This is a genomic window from Kocuria kalidii (assembly GCF_044462225.1).
Classification (GTDB): Bacteria; Actinomycetota; Actinomycetes; order Actinomycetales; family Micrococcaceae; genus Kocuria; species Kocuria kalidii.
The window spans coordinates 92,804-109,696 of sequence record NZ_JBISWJ010000023.1 but is presented as its reverse complement, the minus strand read 5'-3'; the positions used below and the strand labels follow the sequence as shown (position 1 = coordinate 109,696).

22 protein-coding genes and 1 riboswitch are annotated in these 16,893 nt (G+C 74.5%); of the genes, 12 read left to right on the top strand and 10 right to left on the bottom strand.

From position 1 onward, the window contains the following. Nucleotides 1–4: 4 nt before the first annotated feature. The gene (gene thiE / locus ACH9D3_RS03770; protein WP_396409905.1) at nt 5–727 is read right to left on the bottom strand and encodes a thiamine phosphate synthase; all 723 of its coding nucleotides are present in this window, start codon (nt 725–727) and stop codon (nt 5–7) included. Between the two features lie 15 nt (nt 728–742). After that, a riboswitch (TPP riboswitch) is annotated at nt 743–845 on the top strand. Between thiE and ACH9D3_RS03765 the strand changes: the two genes are divergently transcribed. The 4 genes from ACH9D3_RS03765 (at nt 841) to moeB (ending at nt 4,532) form a co-directional block, all read left to right on the top strand. Continuing rightward, on the top strand, nt 841–2,250 hold the full coding sequence (locus ACH9D3_RS03765; RefSeq protein ID WP_396409904.1) for an FAD-dependent oxidoreductase: 1,410 nt from the start codon (nt 841–843) through the stop codon (nt 2,248–2,250). It overlaps the preceding riboswitch by 5 nt. After that, nucleotides 2,247–2,486 carry a sulfur carrier protein ThiS gene (thiS, locus tag ACH9D3_RS03760; protein ID WP_396399838.1) on the top strand — a complete coding sequence of 80 codons (240 nt, stop codon included), beginning with the start codon at nt 2,247–2,249 and terminating at the stop codon, nt 2,484–2,486. Before ACH9D3_RS03765 ends, thiS begins: the two co-directional genes overlap by 4 nt. 76 nt (nt 2,487–2,562) lie before the next feature. Next, on the top strand, nt 2,563–3,360 hold the full coding sequence (locus ACH9D3_RS03755) for a thiazole synthase (protein WP_396399970.1): 798 nt from the start codon (nt 2,563–2,565) through the stop codon (nt 3,358–3,360). Then, nucleotides 3,357–4,532: a molybdopterin-synthase adenylyltransferase MoeB gene (moeB, locus tag ACH9D3_RS03750; protein ID WP_396409903.1), complete on the top strand. Its 1,176-nt coding sequence runs from the start codon at nt 3,357–3,359 to the stop codon at nt 4,530–4,532. The genes ACH9D3_RS03755 and moeB overlap by 4 nt, the downstream gene beginning before the upstream one ends. 84 nt (nt 4,533–4,616) lie before the next feature. Here moeB and ACH9D3_RS03745 read toward each other — a convergent pair whose 3' ends face one another. Then, nucleotides 4,617–5,882, bottom strand: a complete 1,266-nt coding sequence (locus ACH9D3_RS03745) for an MFS transporter (RefSeq protein WP_396409902.1) — start codon at nt 5,880–5,882, stop codon at nt 4,617–4,619. A gap of 164 nt (nt 5,883–6,046) precedes the next feature. Between ACH9D3_RS03745 and ACH9D3_RS03740 the strand changes: the two genes are divergently transcribed. Beyond that, complete coding sequence (locus tag ACH9D3_RS03740; RefSeq protein WP_396399835.1) at nt 6,047–6,532, top strand: Lrp/AsnC family transcriptional regulator; 486 nt, start codon at nt 6,047–6,049, stop codon at nt 6,530–6,532. A gap of 270 nt (nt 6,533–6,802) precedes the next feature. Further along, nucleotides 6,803–7,438, top strand: coding sequence for a thymidylate kinase (locus tag ACH9D3_RS03735; RefSeq protein ID WP_396409901.1), 636 nt, complete (start codon nt 6,803–6,805; stop codon nt 7,436–7,438). Between the two features lie 138 nt (nt 7,439–7,576). Here ACH9D3_RS03735 and ACH9D3_RS03730 read toward each other — a convergent pair whose 3' ends face one another. From ACH9D3_RS03730 to ACH9D3_RS03705, 6 genes are all read right to left on the bottom strand, one after another. Next, the gene (locus ACH9D3_RS03730) at nt 7,577–7,744 is read right to left on the bottom strand and encodes a hypothetical protein (protein WP_396399833.1); all 168 of its coding nucleotides are present in this window, start codon (nt 7,742–7,744) and stop codon (nt 7,577–7,579) included. 121 nt (nt 7,745–7,865) lie between these two features. Then, the gene (locus ACH9D3_RS03725; protein ID WP_396399832.1) at nt 7,866–8,072 is read right to left on the bottom strand and encodes a helix-turn-helix domain-containing protein; all 207 of its coding nucleotides are present in this window, start codon (nt 8,070–8,072) and stop codon (nt 7,866–7,868) included. Further along, the gene (locus ACH9D3_RS03720; protein ID WP_396399831.1) at nt 8,072–8,551 is read right to left on the bottom strand and encodes a DUF2975 domain-containing protein; all 480 of its coding nucleotides are present in this window, start codon (nt 8,549–8,551) and stop codon (nt 8,072–8,074) included. Before ACH9D3_RS03720 ends, ACH9D3_RS03725 begins: the two co-directional genes overlap by 1 nt. Before the next feature lie 83 nt (nt 8,552–8,634). Then, entirely contained in the window at nt 8,635–9,033 is a 399-nt protein-coding gene (locus ACH9D3_RS03715; protein WP_396409900.1) for a MarR family transcriptional regulator, read from the bottom strand. Between the two features lie 31 nt (nt 9,034–9,064). Beyond that, complete coding sequence (locus ACH9D3_RS03710; protein WP_396409899.1) at nt 9,065–9,556, bottom strand: hypothetical protein; 492 nt, start codon at nt 9,554–9,556, stop codon at nt 9,065–9,067. Further along, entirely contained in the window at nt 9,553–10,644 is a 1,092-nt protein-coding gene (locus ACH9D3_RS03705; RefSeq protein ID WP_396409898.1) for a TerC/Alx family metal homeostasis membrane protein, read from the bottom strand. The genes ACH9D3_RS03710 and ACH9D3_RS03705 overlap by 4 nt, the downstream gene beginning before the upstream one ends. A gap of 443 nt (nt 10,645–11,087) precedes the next feature. Here ACH9D3_RS03705 and ACH9D3_RS03700 point away from each other — a divergent pair, with 443 nt between their 5' ends. The 3 genes from ACH9D3_RS03700 to ACH9D3_RS03690 all read left to right on the top strand — a co-directional run bounded on the left by ACH9D3_RS03700 (nt 11,088) and on the right by ACH9D3_RS03690 (nt 13,285). Continuing rightward, nucleotides 11,088–11,588 (top strand): hypothetical protein, encoded by a 501-nt coding sequence (locus ACH9D3_RS03700; RefSeq protein WP_396409897.1) that lies wholly within the window; start codon nt 11,088–11,090, stop codon nt 11,586–11,588. A 162-nt stretch (nt 11,589–11,750) separates the two neighbouring features. Further along, nucleotides 11,751–12,770, top strand: coding sequence for a bile acid:sodium symporter (locus ACH9D3_RS03695; RefSeq protein ID WP_396409896.1), 1,020 nt, complete (start codon nt 11,751–11,753; stop codon nt 12,768–12,770). Then, the gene (locus tag ACH9D3_RS03690; RefSeq protein ID WP_396409895.1) at nt 12,767–13,285 is read left to right on the top strand and encodes a hypothetical protein; all 519 of its coding nucleotides are present in this window, start codon (nt 12,767–12,769) and stop codon (nt 13,283–13,285) included. Before ACH9D3_RS03695 ends, ACH9D3_RS03690 begins: the two co-directional genes overlap by 4 nt. A 42-nt stretch (nt 13,286–13,327) precedes the next feature. Here the strand turns inward: ACH9D3_RS03690 and ACH9D3_RS03685 are convergent, their stop codons facing one another. Beyond that, nucleotides 13,328–13,936: an NAD(P)H-dependent oxidoreductase gene (locus tag ACH9D3_RS03685; protein ID WP_396409894.1), complete on the bottom strand. Its 609-nt coding sequence runs from the start codon at nt 13,934–13,936 to the stop codon at nt 13,328–13,330. Nucleotides 13,937–14,123: 187 nt separating this feature from the next. On the opposite strand from ACH9D3_RS03685, the gene ACH9D3_RS03680 reads away from it, so the two are divergent. The 3 genes from ACH9D3_RS03680 to ACH9D3_RS03670 all read left to right on the top strand — a co-directional run bounded on the left by ACH9D3_RS03680 (nt 14,124) and on the right by ACH9D3_RS03670 (nt 15,805). Further along, a complete protein-coding gene (locus tag ACH9D3_RS03680; RefSeq protein WP_396409893.1) occupies nt 14,124–14,609 on the top strand; it encodes a pyridoxamine 5'-phosphate oxidase family protein in 486 nt (161 codons plus the stop codon). An 84-nt stretch (nt 14,610–14,693) separates the two neighbouring features. Then, nucleotides 14,694–14,876 carry a PspC domain-containing protein gene (locus ACH9D3_RS03675; protein WP_396399822.1) on the top strand — a complete coding sequence of 61 codons (183 nt, stop codon included), beginning with the start codon at nt 14,694–14,696 and terminating at the stop codon, nt 14,874–14,876. Next, a complete protein-coding gene (locus ACH9D3_RS03670; protein WP_396409892.1) occupies nt 14,849–15,805 on the top strand; it encodes an alpha/beta fold hydrolase in 957 nt (318 codons plus the stop codon). Before ACH9D3_RS03675 ends, ACH9D3_RS03670 begins: the two co-directional genes overlap by 28 nt. On the opposite strand, the gene ACH9D3_RS03665 is transcribed toward ACH9D3_RS03670, so the two are convergent. Further along, entirely contained in the window at nt 15,723–16,748 is a 1,026-nt protein-coding gene (locus ACH9D3_RS03665; protein WP_396409891.1) for a substrate-binding domain-containing protein, read from the bottom strand. The two genes, ACH9D3_RS03670 and ACH9D3_RS03665, sit on opposite strands and share 83 nt — an antisense overlap. Nucleotides 16,749–16,893 lie beyond the last annotated feature (145 nt).

The following is a 16,893-nucleotide window of genomic DNA, read 5'->3' as shown; positions in this document are numbered from 1 at the left end:
CCGTTCAGGCGGGGAGCAGGCTGCGCAGCTGCCCGGCGGCCAGGCGGGGTTCGGGCGCCTCGGTGACGGCGCGGACCACGACGACGCCGCGCGCCCCGGCCGCCAGGACCTCCGGGAGCCGCGGCTCGTCGATGCCGCCGATGGCGAACCACGGCACGGGCAGCACGTCCGGGCCCGCGTCCAGCCGGGCGTCCGTGAGCTCGGCGACCGAGCGGACGAACTCCAGCCCGGTGGCGGGGCGCCCCGGCTTGGTGGGCGTGGCCCAGACGGGGCCCGTGCAGAAGTAGTCCACGTCCGGGTCCTCGAGCGCGGCCCGGGCCTGGTCCAGGTCGTGGGTGGACCGCCCGACCAGCACGTCGGGGCCGAGCAGCTGCCGGGCCTGGGCGGGGGAGAGGTCGTGCTGGCCCACGTGGAAGACGTCGGCGCCCACGAGCGCGGCGATGTCGGCGCGGTCGTTGGCGGCGAACAGCGCGCCGTACTCGGCGGCGACCCGGCCCAGCAGCCGCAGCGCGGCGATCTCCTCGTCCGCGTCGATGCCCTTGTCCCGGAGCTGGACGATGTCCGCGCCGCCGGCGTACGCGGCGTGCAGGAACTCCTCGAGGTCTCCCTGCTCCCGGCGGGAGTCGGTGCACACGTAGAGCCGGGCGGCGAAGAGCTTCGCGGCCCGGGCCTCGCGCAGGCGGGACCCGGCGGGGGAGGAGGTGTCACGGGTATGCTGGGTGGTCACACGCTGATGATAGGTCAGCGGTTCTGCGGGAGCCCCACCGGGGCTGAGAGGGCGTCCAGCGCCGACCGCCACACCTGATGCGGATCATGCCGCCGTAGGAAAGGACGATCCGAGTGACCTCCGCGCACCCCGCGCCGCCGACCGCCCCCCAGCCGGTCGTCGGGCAGTCCGAGCACGTCCGGGCCGACGTCGCCGTGATCGGCGCCGGGGTGATCGGCCTGGCCACCGCGTGGGAGCTGCGCCGCCGCGGCCGCTCGGTGGCCGTGGTGGACCCCGAGCCGGGCTCCGGCGCCAGCCGCGCCGCGGCCGGGATGCTCGCCCCGGTGAGCGAGGTCCAGTACCAGCAGGAGCCCCTCTACCCCCTCATGGCCGCCTCGGCCGCCGAGTACCCGGCGTTCGTCGCCGCCCTCGAGCAGGCCGCCGACGGCACGGTGGGCCACCGCACCACCGAGACCCTGGTCTGCGGCGTCGACGCCGCGGACCGGCAGGCCCTGGCGGACCTCCGCGAGCTGCAGCTGCGCCACGGGATGGACGTGGAGCAGCTGCCCCTGCGGACCGCCCGGGCCCTGGAACCGGCGCTGAGCCCGCGGCTGTCCGCCGCGTTCCGGATCCCCGACGACCACCAGGTGGACCCGCGCCGCCTGACGGCCGGGCTGCTCGCGGCGCTCCTCGCCCCGCAGCTCCCCGGCCCCGGATCGGAAGGCCCCGGATCGGAAGGCGCCGGGCCGGGAAGCGCCGGGACGGAGTCCGCCGGGGCGGGGCTCCCCGGGACGGGCGCGGGCGACGGCGGACCGGCCCACCTCGTCCACGACCGCGCCACCGAGCTGCGCCGCAACGCCGAGGGCGCCGTGACCGGCGTCCGCCTGGCCGGCGGCGGCATGGTCTCGGCGGCCTGGACGGTCCTCGCACCGGGCGCCGGCCTCGGCGGGATCGAGGGCCTGCCCGAGGGCTGGCGGCCGCCGCTGCGGCCGGTGCACGGGGACATCCTGCGCGCCCGCGTCCCCGCGGGGACGCCGGACCTGCTCGAGCGCACCGTCCGGGGCCTGGTGCACGGGGTGCCCGTCTACCTGGTGCCGCGCGCCGACGGCACCGTGGTGATCGGGGCGACCTCCCGCGAGGACGACCTGGCCGGCCCCAGCGCCGGCGGCGTGTTCCGGCTGCTGCGCGACGCCCAGGCGCTCGTCCCCGGCGTCGCCGACCTCGAGCTCGTCGAGGTGCTGGCCCGCGCCCGGCCCGGCACCCCGGACGACATCCCGTACCTGGGACCGGTCCGCGATCCGGACGGCTCCCCCGTGCCGGGGCTCGTGGTCTCCACCGGCTACTTCCGCCACGGCGTCCTGCTCGCCCCGCTCGCCGCCCGGCTCGCCGCGCAGCTGGTCGCCGGAGGGACCGGGGCCGACCCGTCCGCCGACGCCGAGCACCTCGCCGGCACCGACCCGCACCGCTTCGACCGCCCCGTCGAGGCCCGTCGAGGGGACCCCTGGCCGACTCCGGCCGGGCCCCGGAGCAGGAGCACCCGATGACCGCCATCACCCTCAACGGCCGGCCCCACGTGGTGGCCGAGGAGTCGACCGTCGTCGACCTCGTCGCCGAGACCGTCGGCCGGGAGCTCGGCCCCGACGGCGCCCCGCTCGACGGCGGGCGCCTCGGCGTCGCCGTGGCCGTGGACGCCGCGGTCGTCCCCCGCAGCCGCTGGCGGCGCACGCCCGTGGCCGAGGGCCAGGCCGTCGAGATCATCACCGCCGTCCAAGGAGGCTGACGTGACCGTCCCGCACCCCGACCCGAGCCGTGACCCGCTCGTGCTCGACGGCACCGAGCTGTCCTCCCGGCTGATCATGGGCACCGGCGGCCTCAGCTCGCTGCACACCCTCGAGCAGGCGCTGGGAGCCTCCGGCACCGAGCTGACCACCGTGGCCCTGCGCCGCTACGCCCCCGGCCAGGGCGACTCCCTGTTCGCGCTCCTGGAGCGCAACGGCATCCGGATCCTGCCCAACACCGCCGGGTGCTACACGGCCCGGGACGCGCTGCTGACCGCCGAGCTCGGCCGCGAGGCCCTCGAGACGGACTGGGTCAAGCTCGAGGTCATCGCCGACGAGGACACGCTGCTGCCCGACGTCGTGGAGCTCCTCGACGCCACCGAGCTGCTCGTGTCCCGCGGCTTCAAGGTCTTCGCCTACACCTCGGACGACCCGGCCGTGGCCCGCCGCCTCGAGGACCTGGGCGCGACCGCGGTGATGCCCCTGGGCGCCCCCATCGGCACCGGCCTGGGCATCCTGAACCCGCACAACATCGAGCTCATCACCTCCCGGGCCTCGGTGCCCGTGGTGCTCGACGCCGGGATCGGCACCGCCTCGGAGGCCGCCCTGGCCATGGAGCTGGGCTGCGACGCCGTGCTGCTGGCCAGCGCCGTCACCCGTGCCCAGGACCCGGTGGCGATGGCCACCGCCATGCGCCACGCGGTGGTCGCCGGCCGGCTCGCCGCCGGAGCCGGGCGCATCCCGGCCCGCCGCCACGCGCTGGCGTCCTCGCCGACGGCCGGCCGGATCACCGCGGACGAGGGCGCGGACGGAGCTCCTGCCGAGCCGGCGGACGTCCCGCGCGGGGACTGGGCACCCGTCGGGGAGGGCCGGTGACCCCGTTGCCCCCGCTCGTGGAGCCCGGCCCCGAGCTGCGCCGCGAGGAGCTGGAGCGCTACGCCCGGCACCTGACCCTGCCCGGGATCGGGCCCCTCGGCCAGCGGCGGCTGGGCGGCGCCCGCGTGCTCGTCGTCGGGGCCGGGGGCCTGGGCGCCCCGGCGCTGCAGTACCTCGCCGCGGCGGGGGTGGGGACCCTCGGGATCGTCGACGACGACGTCGTGGCGCTCTCCAACCTGCAGCGCCAGGTCGTGCACACGACCGCCGACGTCGGCCGCCCCAAGGCCGAGTCCGCCGCGGAGGCCGTCGCCGCGCTCAACCCGCTCGTGGACGTGCGCACCCACCCCGTGCGGCTGGGCGCGGACAACGCGGTGGAGATCATCGGCCAGTACGACCTGGTCCTGGACGGGGCCGACAACTTCGCGACCCGCTACGTGGTCAGCGACGCCGCCGCCCTGACCGGCACCCCCTGCGTGTGGGGCTCGATCCTGCGCTTCGAGGGGCAGGTCAGCGTCTTCTGGGCCGGCCACGGGCCCACCTACCGGGACCTGTACCCCGAGGCGCCGCCGGACGGCGAGGTGCCCAGCTGCGCCGAGGGCGGCGTCTTCGGCATGCTCCCCGCGACCGTCGGCGCGGTCATGGTCACGGAGGCCGTCAAGCTGATCACCGGCACCGGGGAGCCCCTGCTCGGACGCGTGCTGCTGCACGACGCCCTCGCGATGACGTGGCGCGAGATGCGGCTGGCCCCGGACCCGGACGCCGCCCCGGTCACCGCCGTGGAGCAGCCCGACCCCGTCCGTGCCCTGTCGGGCGCCGATCCCGCCGAGCAGCTCGCCGCACCCGAGCTGGCCCGGCTGCTCGAGCGCCGCGCACGGGGGGAGGCGTCCTTCGCCCTGGTGGACGTGCGCGAGGACTGGGAGCGGGAGCTCGTGGCCATTCCCGGCGCCGTTCCCGTGCCGCTGCAGGATCTGCTGGACCGGGGGGCGGAGGCCCTGCCGCCCGCGGTCCGCGGCGCGGACCTCGTGCTGCACTGCAAGGCCGGGGCCCGCTCCGCGACCGCGCTCGCCGCGCTGCGGCCGTTCTTCGCGCAGCGCGAGGAGCGGGTGCGCCACCTCGAGGGCGGGGTGCTGGCCTGGGTGGCGCAGGTGGAGCCGGACAAGCCCGTCTACTGAGCCGGTCCGCACGACAGGTCCGCACGGCCGGCCCGCGGCGGGAGGCCGCCGGCACGTGTCGCGGATGCCGTCCCGGCCGACCGGTCAGCCCTGGGGTCCGCGCCGCAGGCCGCGGCGGGCCCGGAGCCGCACCGCGCCGGCCAGCAGCAGGCACGCGGCGGCCAGCGTGCCCGCGAACCAGTGGACGGACGAGGGGACGCCCACTGCGCCGGCCAGGACCCCGAGGCCCAGGACCGGCACGGCACTGCCCAGATAGGTCACGACGTAGACGGCGCTGACCACCTGGGCGTTGTCGACAGGTGCAACGGCCACGGACAGCTCGTTGAACGCCGTGCGGAACGCGACGCCCTGGGACGCCCCGGCGAACAGGGCCGCGAAGCACAGCAGCGGCAGGCTGGACAGAGCGCCCGCGACCCCGATCAGCGCCGTGCCCAGGGCCATCCCCACCAGCGCCCCGGGCAGGGCCTGGACGCGGGCGCGTCCCACCAGCTGCACCGCGGCGGAGCCGACGAGCGCGAGGGCCGCGAGCGCCCCGATCCCGGCCGGAGAGCTCACGCCCAGCGTCCGGGCGAAGTAGCCCGGGGCGAGTGAGAGGCTGAAACCGAAGAGCGCGAAGCTGAGGAAACCGACCGCGGCCGCCTGCTGGAACCGCGCACGGACCCCGGGCGGCAGGGCAGGACGACGCGGCCGCAGGGCCTGGAAGGCCGCCGGCCCCGGGGCCGGGGCGATGGCCGGCCTGGCGTGCAGTGTCCACAGCGGCACCAGGACGGCGACCAGCAGGGCGCCGTGGACGACGAAGGGAGTCGTCGTCGGGCCGGGCAGCAGCGCCAGGACCCCGCCCAGCAGGGGGCCTGCCGCCACGCCGCCGGCCGACGCCAGGAGGGTGAAGCGGCCGGCCCACTCCGGGCGGTGGGGCAGGAGCTCCCGGAGGGCTGCGCTGCTGGCTCCGGTCACCATGGCGACGGCCGCGCCCTGCAGGGCGCGGCCCACCACGAGGCCGGGGAGGCCTCCGGCGGTCGCGAAGACGATCTCACCGGCCAGTCCGACGAGGACCGACAGCACCAGGGCGGTGCGCCGTCCGATGTGGTCCGACCAGTGCCCGTAGAGGACGAGCCCGGCGATCAGGGCCAGGACGTAGGAGGAGAACGCCACCGTCACCGCGAAAGGACCGAGTCCCAGGCGCTCCTGCAGCTCGGGGTACAGGGGGGTGGCCAGGTTGGCCCCGACGAGCAGCAGCGCTGTCGTGGACATGGTCAGCACCAGGCGGGCGCGCGGCCCCGCGTTCCATCCCCTGCCCCCGTCGTCGTCGCCCTCGGCGGAGCGCATGGTCAGTTCGGTGAACACGGTCATCGCGGGCCCTCCGGTGGGATCGGCGAGTGTGGGCTGTCCTCGGGGTGGCCAGCACAGCATGTTCACGCAGTGTGACGGAGACTGAGTGCAGCACCACCGATATGCCTGCGAAACTGATCACGCTGATCAGAAGTCGCGCGCGGTCGGCAGAGAAGGAGACCACCATGACCACCCTGGACGCCGTCGACACCGGGCTGCTGCTGCATCTGCTGAGGTATCCCAGGGCGCAGATCGGGGAGGTGGCGGCCGCGCTCGGGGTCGCCCGCAACACGGTCGTCTCGCGGATGCGCCGGCTCGAGCGCCGAGAGGTGCTGCGCTCCGGCGGCCGGGACGTCGACCTGTCCGCCGTGGGGTTCGACGTCCTGGCGTTCCTCACCCTCGAGGTCACGCACCGGGAGCTCGACGCCGTCGTCTCCGCTCTGCGCGGCATCGACAACGTCCTGGAGGTGCACGAGATCTCGGGGCGGGGGGACGTCTGGTGCCGGGTCGCAGCCCGGGAGACCCGCGACCTCCACGCCGTCCTGCGCTCGATCCTGCGGATCCGGGGAGTCCTCCGCGCCGAGACCTCCCTGGCCCTCAGCGAGCAGATCCCCTACCGGGTGCAGCCCCTCCTGCGGGCGCTGCCGGGACGCGGGCCGTCGTCGGCGTGAGGGCCGCTCCTCGGTGGGGCCCCGGCGGATGACCGCGGGGATTCCGCGCCGCGCGGGCCGGGCCGGCGGCCGTGCGGCTCAGGGGCCGTGCACGCGGCCGGCCGCGAGAGCGGCGGGCCGGGCCGTCCTGTGCCGGCACGTCCGGGACCGCCCCGGCCGACGACGCTCCGAGCGGGTATCCTCCCTCCCGCGCCACGAGACGTCCGCGGAGTCCTCGACGCGCAGAAGGGTGTGCTCAGTGTCCCGTCCCACCGTGCCAGGAACAGCCGCATGACCGGGATCCTGCGGCGTGCTGCCGCTGCGGCGGGTCGACGGCTGCGTCCCGGGGCCCTGACGGCCCGCCGGGCCCGGACCGTCGTGCTGCTGGGCATCGACGGGGCCGGGAAGACGATGGCGGCCACGGCGCTGGTGGCCGCGGAGCGGGAGGCGGGGCGGGCGGCGATCCTGCTGCGCAACCGGTCCGGCCGGCGCTGGCTGACGCGCGCGTCGGCACGCTGCGGGGTGGAGGTGCCGGTGCGGTGGGCGGACCGGGTCGAGACCGTGGTGCGCTCGGCCAACGTCCTGGTCTCCCAGGTGCGCGCCGCACGCCGGGACGGCCTGGTGGTGATGGACCGTCACCTGGTGTGCCAGCTGGTGCTGCGGCGGACCCGGGGGCTGCCGCCGGGCCGGGTGCTGCCCCGGGCGGCCGCCACCGCGCTGCGCGGCGTCGTCGTGGTCCTGCTCGACGTCCCGGCCGAGACCGCCCGGGCGCGGATCCTCGCCCGCGGGCAGGACCACGAGTCGCTGGAGTACCTGCGCGCGGCCCGGGCGGTCTACCTGGAGTTCGCCCGCGCCCGGGGCTGGATCGTCGTGGACGCCACCGGGGCGCCCGAGGCGGTTCTCGCCCGGCTCACCGGCCGGGGGTGAAGCGGCAGCCCCGGACGCCGGGGCGTCGAGCCCGAACCTCCACCGCCGGTCCGGGAGACGGTCCGGCGTCCTTCCCGTGCGGTCGCCGGCCGGTCGGGGGTGGTGCGGGCCCCGGCCGGCGTGCCGTCGCACGGACGGTCAGCCGCTGCGCCGGGCGGTCCGCACGCCGAGGACCACCGTGGCGAGGACGAGCAGGACGCCCAGGAGCTGGAGGCCCGGGGAGTCGTCGGCCTCTCCATGGACGATGCCGGCGATGCCCATGGCGAGGCCGACGGCGATGAGGAGGAGGGGGAGCACGTACTTCATGCGGAGTCCTTTCAGGAGTTCAGGAGTTCAGGAGTGCGGAGCGGCCGCCCGTGGTGACGGCGAACGGGCCGGCGCGGTCGGGGCCGTCCGGCCGGGGCGGGCCGGGGGGAGCGGGCGTGGGTCAGTCGTCGACCCACTCGAGCAGGTCGCCGGGCTGGCAGCCGAGCACCCGGCACATGGCGTCCAGCGTGGAGAAGCGCACGGCCTTGGCCCGGCCGTTCTTCAGCACAGCGACGTTCGCCGGGGTGAGCCCGACCTGTTCGGCGAACTCGCCGACGCTCATCTTGCGCTTGGCCAGCTCGACGTCGATGCGCACGACGATGGGCATCAGATCACCGCCTCCATGTCGGTGCGCAGGGTCGTGGCCTGGCGCAGCAGCGCCCGCATCACCACCATCAGCAGACCCAGCACCGTGACGCACGTCAGCATCAGGAACAGCAGCAGCGGCAGTCCGGGGTCGCCCGCGTTGAAGCCGACGTAGAGGAACACTCCCAGGAGCACCGCCCACGCGGCCCCGACCGCCCACACGATGGCGTCGACCCACACCAGCGAGGCCGTGCTGAAGATGCGGTCCTTCTTGACCAGGGTGAGCAGCTTCCAGGTGGCCACGATCACCACCTGGGCGCACAGCACCCAGAACACCGTCACGGCCGTCGCCGGCCAGCGCAGATACGCCATCTCCGGGGACTCCTGGGCCATGTGCGCGAACTGGCCGGGCAGTGACATGACCTGGAACAGCACCAGGATCCCGAACAGCAGCACGAGAAAGATCCGAAGGGGGGCAACCGCCCGATGTTCACGACTCATGGATCGAGTGTCACGCGATATCTATCGAATGTCAATAGATCCAACCGCTCCCCCGCTCGCGGCGGAGCGGCCGGGGCGCCGCCTCAGCTCCCCGGCCGGGACGCACCGGCGGGGTCGGGGGTGAAGATGGCCAGCAGCTCGTCCACCTCGTGGTCGGCGGTGGCCGGGTGGCGGAAGTGCTGGTGCCGGTCGACCGTGTAGTGGCTGCGCCGGCCCACCCGGTGGCGGGTGAGGTAGCCGGCGCCCTCGAGGTCCTTGAGGATCGCCAGGGTGGCGCGCACGGTGATCCCGACCCGGGCGGCGATCTCGCTGACCCGGGCGTCCGGAGCGCCGGCCACGGCCAGCAGGACGTGACCGTGGTTGGTGAGCAGCGTCCACGGCGGCCGCTGGAGCGGACCGGGACGCCGCGGTGCGGGGTCCGCGGGGTCGTGCCGGGGCGCGGCAGGGGCCTCGGCGGGTCCGGGACGAGCGCTGCGGGTCATGCCGGGGTCCTTTCCGGACGGGGTCGGTGGGTCAGAGCTCGGCGAGTCTGCGGGAGCGGGCGGGGCGGCGCACGGTGAGCAGCGAGCCGCCGACCTCGGCCACGAGCACGACCTCGGTCCCGTGCTGCACCGTGGGCACCGGCACCTCCGCCCGGGTGACGATCACGGCCGCACCGATCCTGTGGGCGGCATGGGCCAGGGCGATGGCCCGCACCTGACGCGCCCGCTGGAAGGAGCAGCCCCGGTGCCACACCACCTCCACCCGGGCGGAGATCCCCGCGCTCTCCAGGGTCGGGGTGGTGCGGGCGGCGATGGCCGCGGCCTCCCGGCACGCCTCCTGGTGCACCCGTGCTGCGATGACCGCGTCGGCCGTGAAGGCCGATCGCAGCATCGGCACCAGCAGCACCACCGGCCGGTCCTGCTCGACGGCGATGCGTGCCGCGCACCGCGCGACCGCGACGGCCTCCGGGCCGTCGGTGATCACCGCGGCTACCGGGCGTCGGGGTGCGTGTGTCGTGGTCATCGGGAATCTCCTTCGTGGTGGGGGGCGTACTCGGTGTCGCGGCGGGAGTCGCGCCCCGGGTCATCCTGCGGCCGGGGCGGTCGGCGGCGGCCCCAGACGGGCTCCAGGGCGGCGTTCTCGGCCTCCGTCGCGACGTGGAAGGGCGGGTCCACCGGGCTCGGCGGCGCCTGGCGCCCCTGGCCGCGGGTGGCCCGCAGGCTCATGGCGACCGAGACGGCGATGATCGTGGCGACCACGGCCAGGGAGATCGGCGTGGGGATGTAGAGGACGTCGATCTTCAGGAGCATCTTGAGGCCCACCCAGACCAGCACCAGGGCCAGGCCGATCTTGAGGTAGACGAAGCGGTGGATGAGGTCGGCGAGCAGGAAGTACATCGCGCGCAGCCCCAGGATCGCGAAGGCGTTGGCGGTGAAGACCAGGAACACCTCGTCGGTGACGGCGAAGATCGCCGGGATCGAGTCCACGGCGAAGACCACGTCGGTGGCCTCGATGAGCACCAGCACCGCCAGCAGCGGGGTGGCCAGCAGCACCCCGTTCCGGCGGACGAGCAGCTTCTGGCCGTGGTAGGCCTCGGTCATCGGCACGAACCGGCGGAAGCCGCGCAGCACCATCGACTGCTCGGGGTTCAGGTGCTCGTTGCGCTGCCGGATCATGCGGTACCCGGTGTAGAGCAGGAACGCGGCGAAGACGTAGAGGATCCAGGAGAAGTTCTGGATCAGCACCGCACCGGCGGCGATGAAGACCCCGCGGAACACCAGTGCGCCGAGCACGCCCAGGAACAGCACCCGGTGCTGGAACTCGCGGGGCACGGCGAAGTAGCTGAAGATGATGGCCCAGACGAAGACGTTGTCCACGGCCAGGGACTTCTCGATCAGGTAGCCGGCGAAGTACTGCTGGCCGAACTCCGCGCCCCAGATCCGCCAGACGAGGACTCCGAACGCGACGCCGAAGGCCACCCACACCCCCGACCACACGGCCGCCTCGCGCACTCCGATGACGTGGGCACGGCGGTGGGCGAACAGGTCGACGGCCAGCATCACCACGATGAAGCCGAGTACTGCGATCCAGGCCCAGAACGGGACATCCACGACGACCAACACCTTCCGATCGGTTCGATCGGAGGTCTCTCCCGACCCGCTGGGGGTCCGTCCGCCGGACCCGCTGCGGGGCCGTAGTGACGACGGAACGCTGGTGGGATACTCCCCTCCCTGTGCCAAACAGTGAAGCACGCTTCACCTGTTCGTTCAAGGGCTCGGCCGCGATCGGTCCCGGGCGGGCACTTCCCGGCGAGTCGCGATCCACCTGGGCGGTGACCAGGCATAACGATCCCGTCACGGCGAGGTCGGAGGACCGGGGGAACGAGGTCGGAGGATCGGGGGAACATCGGACCGTTCCTTGCAATGGGATGAACAGCGAGCTTAGCGTCGGGTGAGCACGACGCCGGGGAACCGCTCCACCACCGCCTCGGCGACGACGAGCAGAACGCAGGAGGATCACCATGAGGGCACGAGATCGACGCAGCACGCGAGTGATGGCGGCAGGAGTCTTCGCCGTCGCAGGACTCGGTCTGGCAGGCTGCAACACTGAGGGCCCCGAAGAGGGCACGGACGTGGAGGACATCACCGAGGGCGAGGTCCTGGAGTCCTCCCCGGCTCCCCAGGAAGGCGAGGCGGGGGTCGGCACGGGGTACGTGGGTCCCTACGACCAGGCCTTCTACGACGAGAGCGAGACCTACGCCGGTCAGGAGGTCACCGTCTCCGCGGAGGTGACCGAGACGCTGTCGACCGACACGTTCGTGATCGCCGGCGCCGCCGGCACCGCCGTGGATCCGCTGCTGATCGTCGAGGAGCAGGAGGTTCCCCCGCTCGACGACGGCCAGGTGGTGGAGGTGACCGGCACGGTCCAGCAGGACTTCGACGTCGCGGCCGCCGAGGAGGAGCTCGGGATCGACCTGGAGGACGAGCTCTACGCCGACTACGTGGGCGAGCCCTACATCATGGCCACCAGCGGGGAGATCCTCGAGGAGGAGTAGCCGCCGGCGGCCCTTCGGGGGCGGCCCCGGCCCGGGTGCGATCCCGGCCGGGACCGCCCCCGAACCCGTCCCCGGGCTCGTCCACCGGACGGATCCGCCGACGAGCCCTGCCCGCCGACGACCGCTCACGGCCCCCGGGGCCGTGCCCCTAGGGTGGGACGGGTGAATGTGCCGACAGCCGCCGCGTGGGCGGAGCGCCACCAGGTGGCCGTGTACCTGGTGGCCATCGCCGCCGCGGTCCTCGTCGGCTGGACCGCGCCCGGCGCACCGTCGCTGGCCCCGGCCGTCACCCCGGTCCTGGGGCTGCTGCTGTTCGCCACCTTCCTGGCCGTCCCGTTCGCCGCACTGGGCCGGGCCTTCGCGGACCTCCGCTTCCTGACGGCCCTGCTGGTGGTGAACTTCGGAGTCGTCCCGATCGTGGTCCTCGGCCTGTCCCGCGCGGTCGCCGGGCACGAGGCCCTGCTGCTGGGCGTGCTGCTCGTGCTGCTCGCCCCCTGCGTGGACTACGTCATCGTGTTCACCGGCCTCGCCGGGGGCGCCGCCGACCGTCTGCTCGCGGCCGCCCCACTGCTGATGCTCGCGCAGATGCTGCTCCTGCCGGTCTACCTGCTCCTCCTCGCCGGCCCGCAGGCGGTCGCCCTGGTCGAGCCGGGGCCCTTCGTGGAGGCGTTCGTGCTTCTCATCCTCCTGCCCCTGGCCGCGGCCGCGCTCGTGCAGCGCGCGGCGTCCCGCTCCGCCGCGGCCCGCCGGCTGGAGTCCGCAGCGGCCGCGGCCATGGTGCCGCTCATGGCGCTGACCCTGTTCACCGTGATCGCCTCGCAGGTGCGCGGGGTGGGGGAGCAGCTGACCGACCTCGCGGTGGTCGTGCCGCTCTACGCCGGCTTCCTGGTGCTCATGGTCCCGATCGGGATGGTGGCCGCAAGATTCGCCCGCCTGGACGTGCCGGCCTCCCGGGCCCTGGTCCTCGGCGGGGCCACCCGCAACTCCCTCGTGGTGCTCCCGCTGGCCCTGGCGCTGCCGGAGCGGCTCGCGCTGACGCCGTTCGTCGTCGTCACCCAGACCCTGGTCGAGCTCGTGGGGATGGTCGTGCTGGTCCGGCTGGTCCCGGCCCTGGTGCGGGCCCGCGATCCACGTCACAGTGGGAAGAGCACCCCGTCCGACCGAAAGGCTCCCCGCCCATGACCCAGCGACTCCGTCCCGCCGCCCGGGCCCTCCGGCTGTGGGGTCCTCGCCAGTGGGGCGTCGCCGTGCTCGCGGGGCTCGCCACCGTCCTGGTCCTGGGCCTGACCGCGGTCCTCGTCCCGCACGACGTCCTCGGCCTCGGGATCCCGCCCGGGTGGTGGACCACCCTCGTGCGGGTCGCCACGTCGGCGCTCACCGGCGTCCTCGTGGCCTCCTACGTCGTGCCCGTCGCCGGCGGCACCCGGCTGCCCGAGGAGGACGGCGTCGCCGCGGCCACGGTGGCCCGGGCCGTCCGGTCCGGCGAACGCCGCAGCGCCCTGCTGGGCGTGCTCGCGGTGGCCCTCGCCGCGGTCGGCGGCGTCCTGCCGGGGCTGGGCGTGCTCGCCCTGGTGGTCGCCGCGGCGGCCGTCGTGCACCGCCTCTCCGGGCAGATGGCCTGCCCCGTGAACCTGCCGGTCAGCACCGCGCGGAACACGGTGGTCCCGGACGCGTCCGAGACCCCGGACGACCGGTAGGCCGACCGGCTGCCGGCCGCCCCGAGCCGGGCCGGGCCGGGCTCAGGCCGCCGGGTACGGCTCGGCCCGGAGCAGCCGTGCGAGGTGCGCGGCGTTGCGGGCGGCCCCGGCCGTGGTGGACGCGACCGGCTCCGGCACCTCGTCGAGGTCCTGGTAGTCCACGGCCTGCATGGCCTCGCCCACCCAGTACGTCCCGGCCTGTGCCGGGACCGTGAAGCCGATGTCGCTCAGACCCTGCGTCATGTCGGCGATCGTCTTGTGCGCGCCGTCCTCGTTGCCCACCACGGCCACGATCGCGGTCTTGTCGTACATGATCGGGCGGCCCTGATCGTCCGTCACGGCGAGGTCCGCGTCGAGGCGCTCGAGCACGCGCTGGGCGACGCTGCAGGGGTGCCCCAGCCAGATGGGGGTCGCGAGCACCAGGATGTCGGCGTCCAGGATCTGCTGCCGCAGCGCCGGCCACTCGTCCCCGTCGCCCATGTCCACCTGCACGCCCGGCTTCACGTCGTGGTCGACCACGCGGACCGAGGAGGTGCGCACCCCCTGCTGCTCGAGCTGGTCCAGCACGTGGCGGGCCATCAGGTCGCTGCTCGAGGGCTTCGGCGAGGGGGTCAGGGTGCAGACGAGGGCGACGGCGGAGAGCTGGGACACGGGAAGGTCCTTCCGGTGGGGTGCTGGCATCGACAGGTGGTGTGCTGGCATCGACAGTGGGTCGACCCCCAACCTAGCCGCGACCGTTCCCCCGGGACACCCCTCGTGCGATGCCCCCGGGGTTCGTAGACTGGCCCTTCGCGCCGCGGACCCGCAGTGCGGCTGTCCAACCACGGAGGAACTCCCCATGACCGACCAGGACGACGGCACCGCCAAGGTGCGCGAGCTGATCAAGAACACCCGCATCGCCATGCTCACGCACGCGGACGAGCACGGGAACCTGATCTCCAAGCCCATGGCCACGCAGGACGTGGACTTCGACGGCACCGTCTACTTCATCGCCGAGCGCACCTCGGACCAGGCCCAGGACCTGCAGCAGCGGCCCGCCGTGAACGTCGCCTATGCCGGGAACGGCGCCTGGGTCTCCCTCACGGGGACGGCGCTCGTGCTCAACGACGAGGAGAAGCTCAAGGAGCTCTGGGACGGCTTCACCGACTCGTGGCTCGAGGGCGGACCGGAGAACCCGAACAACGTCCTCATCGAGGTCACCGGCCGCTCCGCCGAGTACTGGGACACCCCGGGCGGCGGCAAGGTCACCCAGGTGGCCAACTTCGTGAAGGCGAAGGTCACCGGCGACACCGTCGAGGGCGACCAGGGCGTCGTAGACCTCTGACGACTCCTCCGGGGCCGTCCGCTCCACCTCGACGGGCGGCCCCGTCCCGGGCGTGTCCCGGGGCCCGCGGGTAGACTTCCGGCCATGAGCACTGCACTCGTCCGACCCCGCAACGGCAAGCTGATCGCCGGCGTCTGCGCGGCCCTCGCCGCCCGCTTCGGCCTTCCCAAGCTCCTCGTACGCCTCGGTTTCGTGATCTTCGGCCTGGTGGGCGTGGGGGAGCTGGTCTACATCGCGCTGTGGATCATGATCCCCAAGGAGGGCTGACCTCGTCGGCCGGTGCCGGTCCGTCCCCGGAGCCGGCGCCCCCGCGGGAGGAGGACCGGCAGCAGCCGGCGCTCGTGGGACGCCGCGTCGCCGTGGGCCCCCTCGCGGTGGACGTGCGCGGCACCTTCGACCCCGCACTGCCTCCCGTCGTGCTCGTGCACGGGATCGGGGTGTCAGGACGGTACTTCCTGCGACTCGCGGGAGAGCTCGCGGGATCGCACGACGTGTACGCGCTGGACCTGCCGGGCTCCGGGACCACGCCGACGCCGCGGCGACCACTGACCGTGGCCGAGCTCGGCGACGTCGTCGCGACCGTGGTCGCGCAGCTGGGACTGGATGCGCCCGTCGTCGTCGGACACTCGATGGGATGCCAGATCGCGGTGCACACCGTCAAGGACCACCCCGGCCTGTGCTCGGCGTACGTCCTCCTCAGCCCCGCCCTGGACCCGGAGGCGCGCGGGCTGCTGGTGCAGGCGGGCCGGCTGCTGCGGGACGCAGTGCGGGAACCCCTGGACACCCTCGCCGTGGTGGTCCGGAGCTATCTGCGGATGGGCCCGGTGCGCTTCCTGCGCACCGCCCGCTGTCTGCTCCACGACCGGATCGAGGAGAACATCCGCCGCTGTCCGGTCCCGGGGCTCGTGGTGCGCGGCGAGGACGATCCCGTCTCCCGGCGGGACTGGGCACGGCACCTGGCCCGCTCCGCCCCTGACGCCCGGTTCCTGGAGATCCCCGGCGCCGCGCACGCCGTCCAGCACACCAGGCCGGAGGAGGTCGCCGCGGCCTGCGCCCGTTTCGTCGCCGCGCACGGTCGGGACGCCCGGCCCGGCCGATCCCCTCTGCCCGGTCTCAGGGGGCGGGGCGCGTGGACTCCCGGACGACGAGCTCGGGCTCGAAGCTCACGTGGCGGTGGCGGTGGCCGGTCCCGGTGATCTCGTCCTCCAGCAGCTCCACGGCGGTGCGGCCGATCAGCCGCGCGGGCTGCCGGATCGAGGACAGCGGCACGATCGCCGAGGTCGCGAAGTCGATGTCGTCGTAGCCGATGAGGGCGACGTCCTCGGGCACCCGGACCCGGCCGGTGAACACGAGGGCCTGCAGCAGCCCCACGGCCAGCAGGTCGTTGGCGGCGAAGACGGCGTCGGGGCGGCGGTCCGGCGAGAGCTCGAGCAGCTGCTCCCCGGCCCGGCGTCCCTCCAGCACCGTCAGAGCAGTGGTGGCGACGGAGTCCAGCGACGCACCGGTCACGGCGTCGACCGCCCGCTGCGCGCCGGCCCGGCGGTCGCGCACCTGGTGCAGGGTGTCGGGGCCGCCCACGTAGGTGATCCGGCGCCGGCCCGTCGCCAGGAGGTGTGCGACGGCGGACCGCCCACCTTCGACGTCGTCCACGGCCAGGGAGCAGTACTCGCCGGAGACGGCGTGCTCGTCGACGAGCACCACCGGTGTGCCGCGGGAGCGCAGGGCGTCGACGCGGGCCCGCTCGGGGGTCTGGGGGGTGACGAGCACGCCCCGGACCCGCTGCTCCTCGAACAGCCCGAGGTAGAGGCTCTCCCGCTCGGGGGAGAGCCCGGCGTTGCCGATGATCACGGCCTGCCCGAGCCGCTCGGCGGCCGTCTCCGCCCCCAGGCCGATCTCGTTGTAGAACGGGTTCGCCGAGTCCTGCACCACGAGTCCCACCGTGCGCGAGCGGCCGGCCTTGAGCTGCCGGGCGACGTCGTTGCGGACGTACCCGAGGTCGTCGATGACCTGCAGCACGCGGCGGCGTCGGTCCTCGGAGACCACCTCCGGGCGGTTGAGGACGTTGGACACGGTGCCGATGGAGACCCCCGCCTCGCGGGCGACCTCCTTGATGCTCACCGCGGGTCGCGCGGGCTCCACGGATCTCCTCTGTTCGCAACGGTCGTAGCTCCTCAACTCTAGCGACGCTCCGGCGGACGGGAGGTTCCACCGGTGGCCCGGCGCTGTTCCACGGATTGTCGTGCACGCGGAGCCGGGGCCCGGCCTTGACGTGGGGCAGGTCACG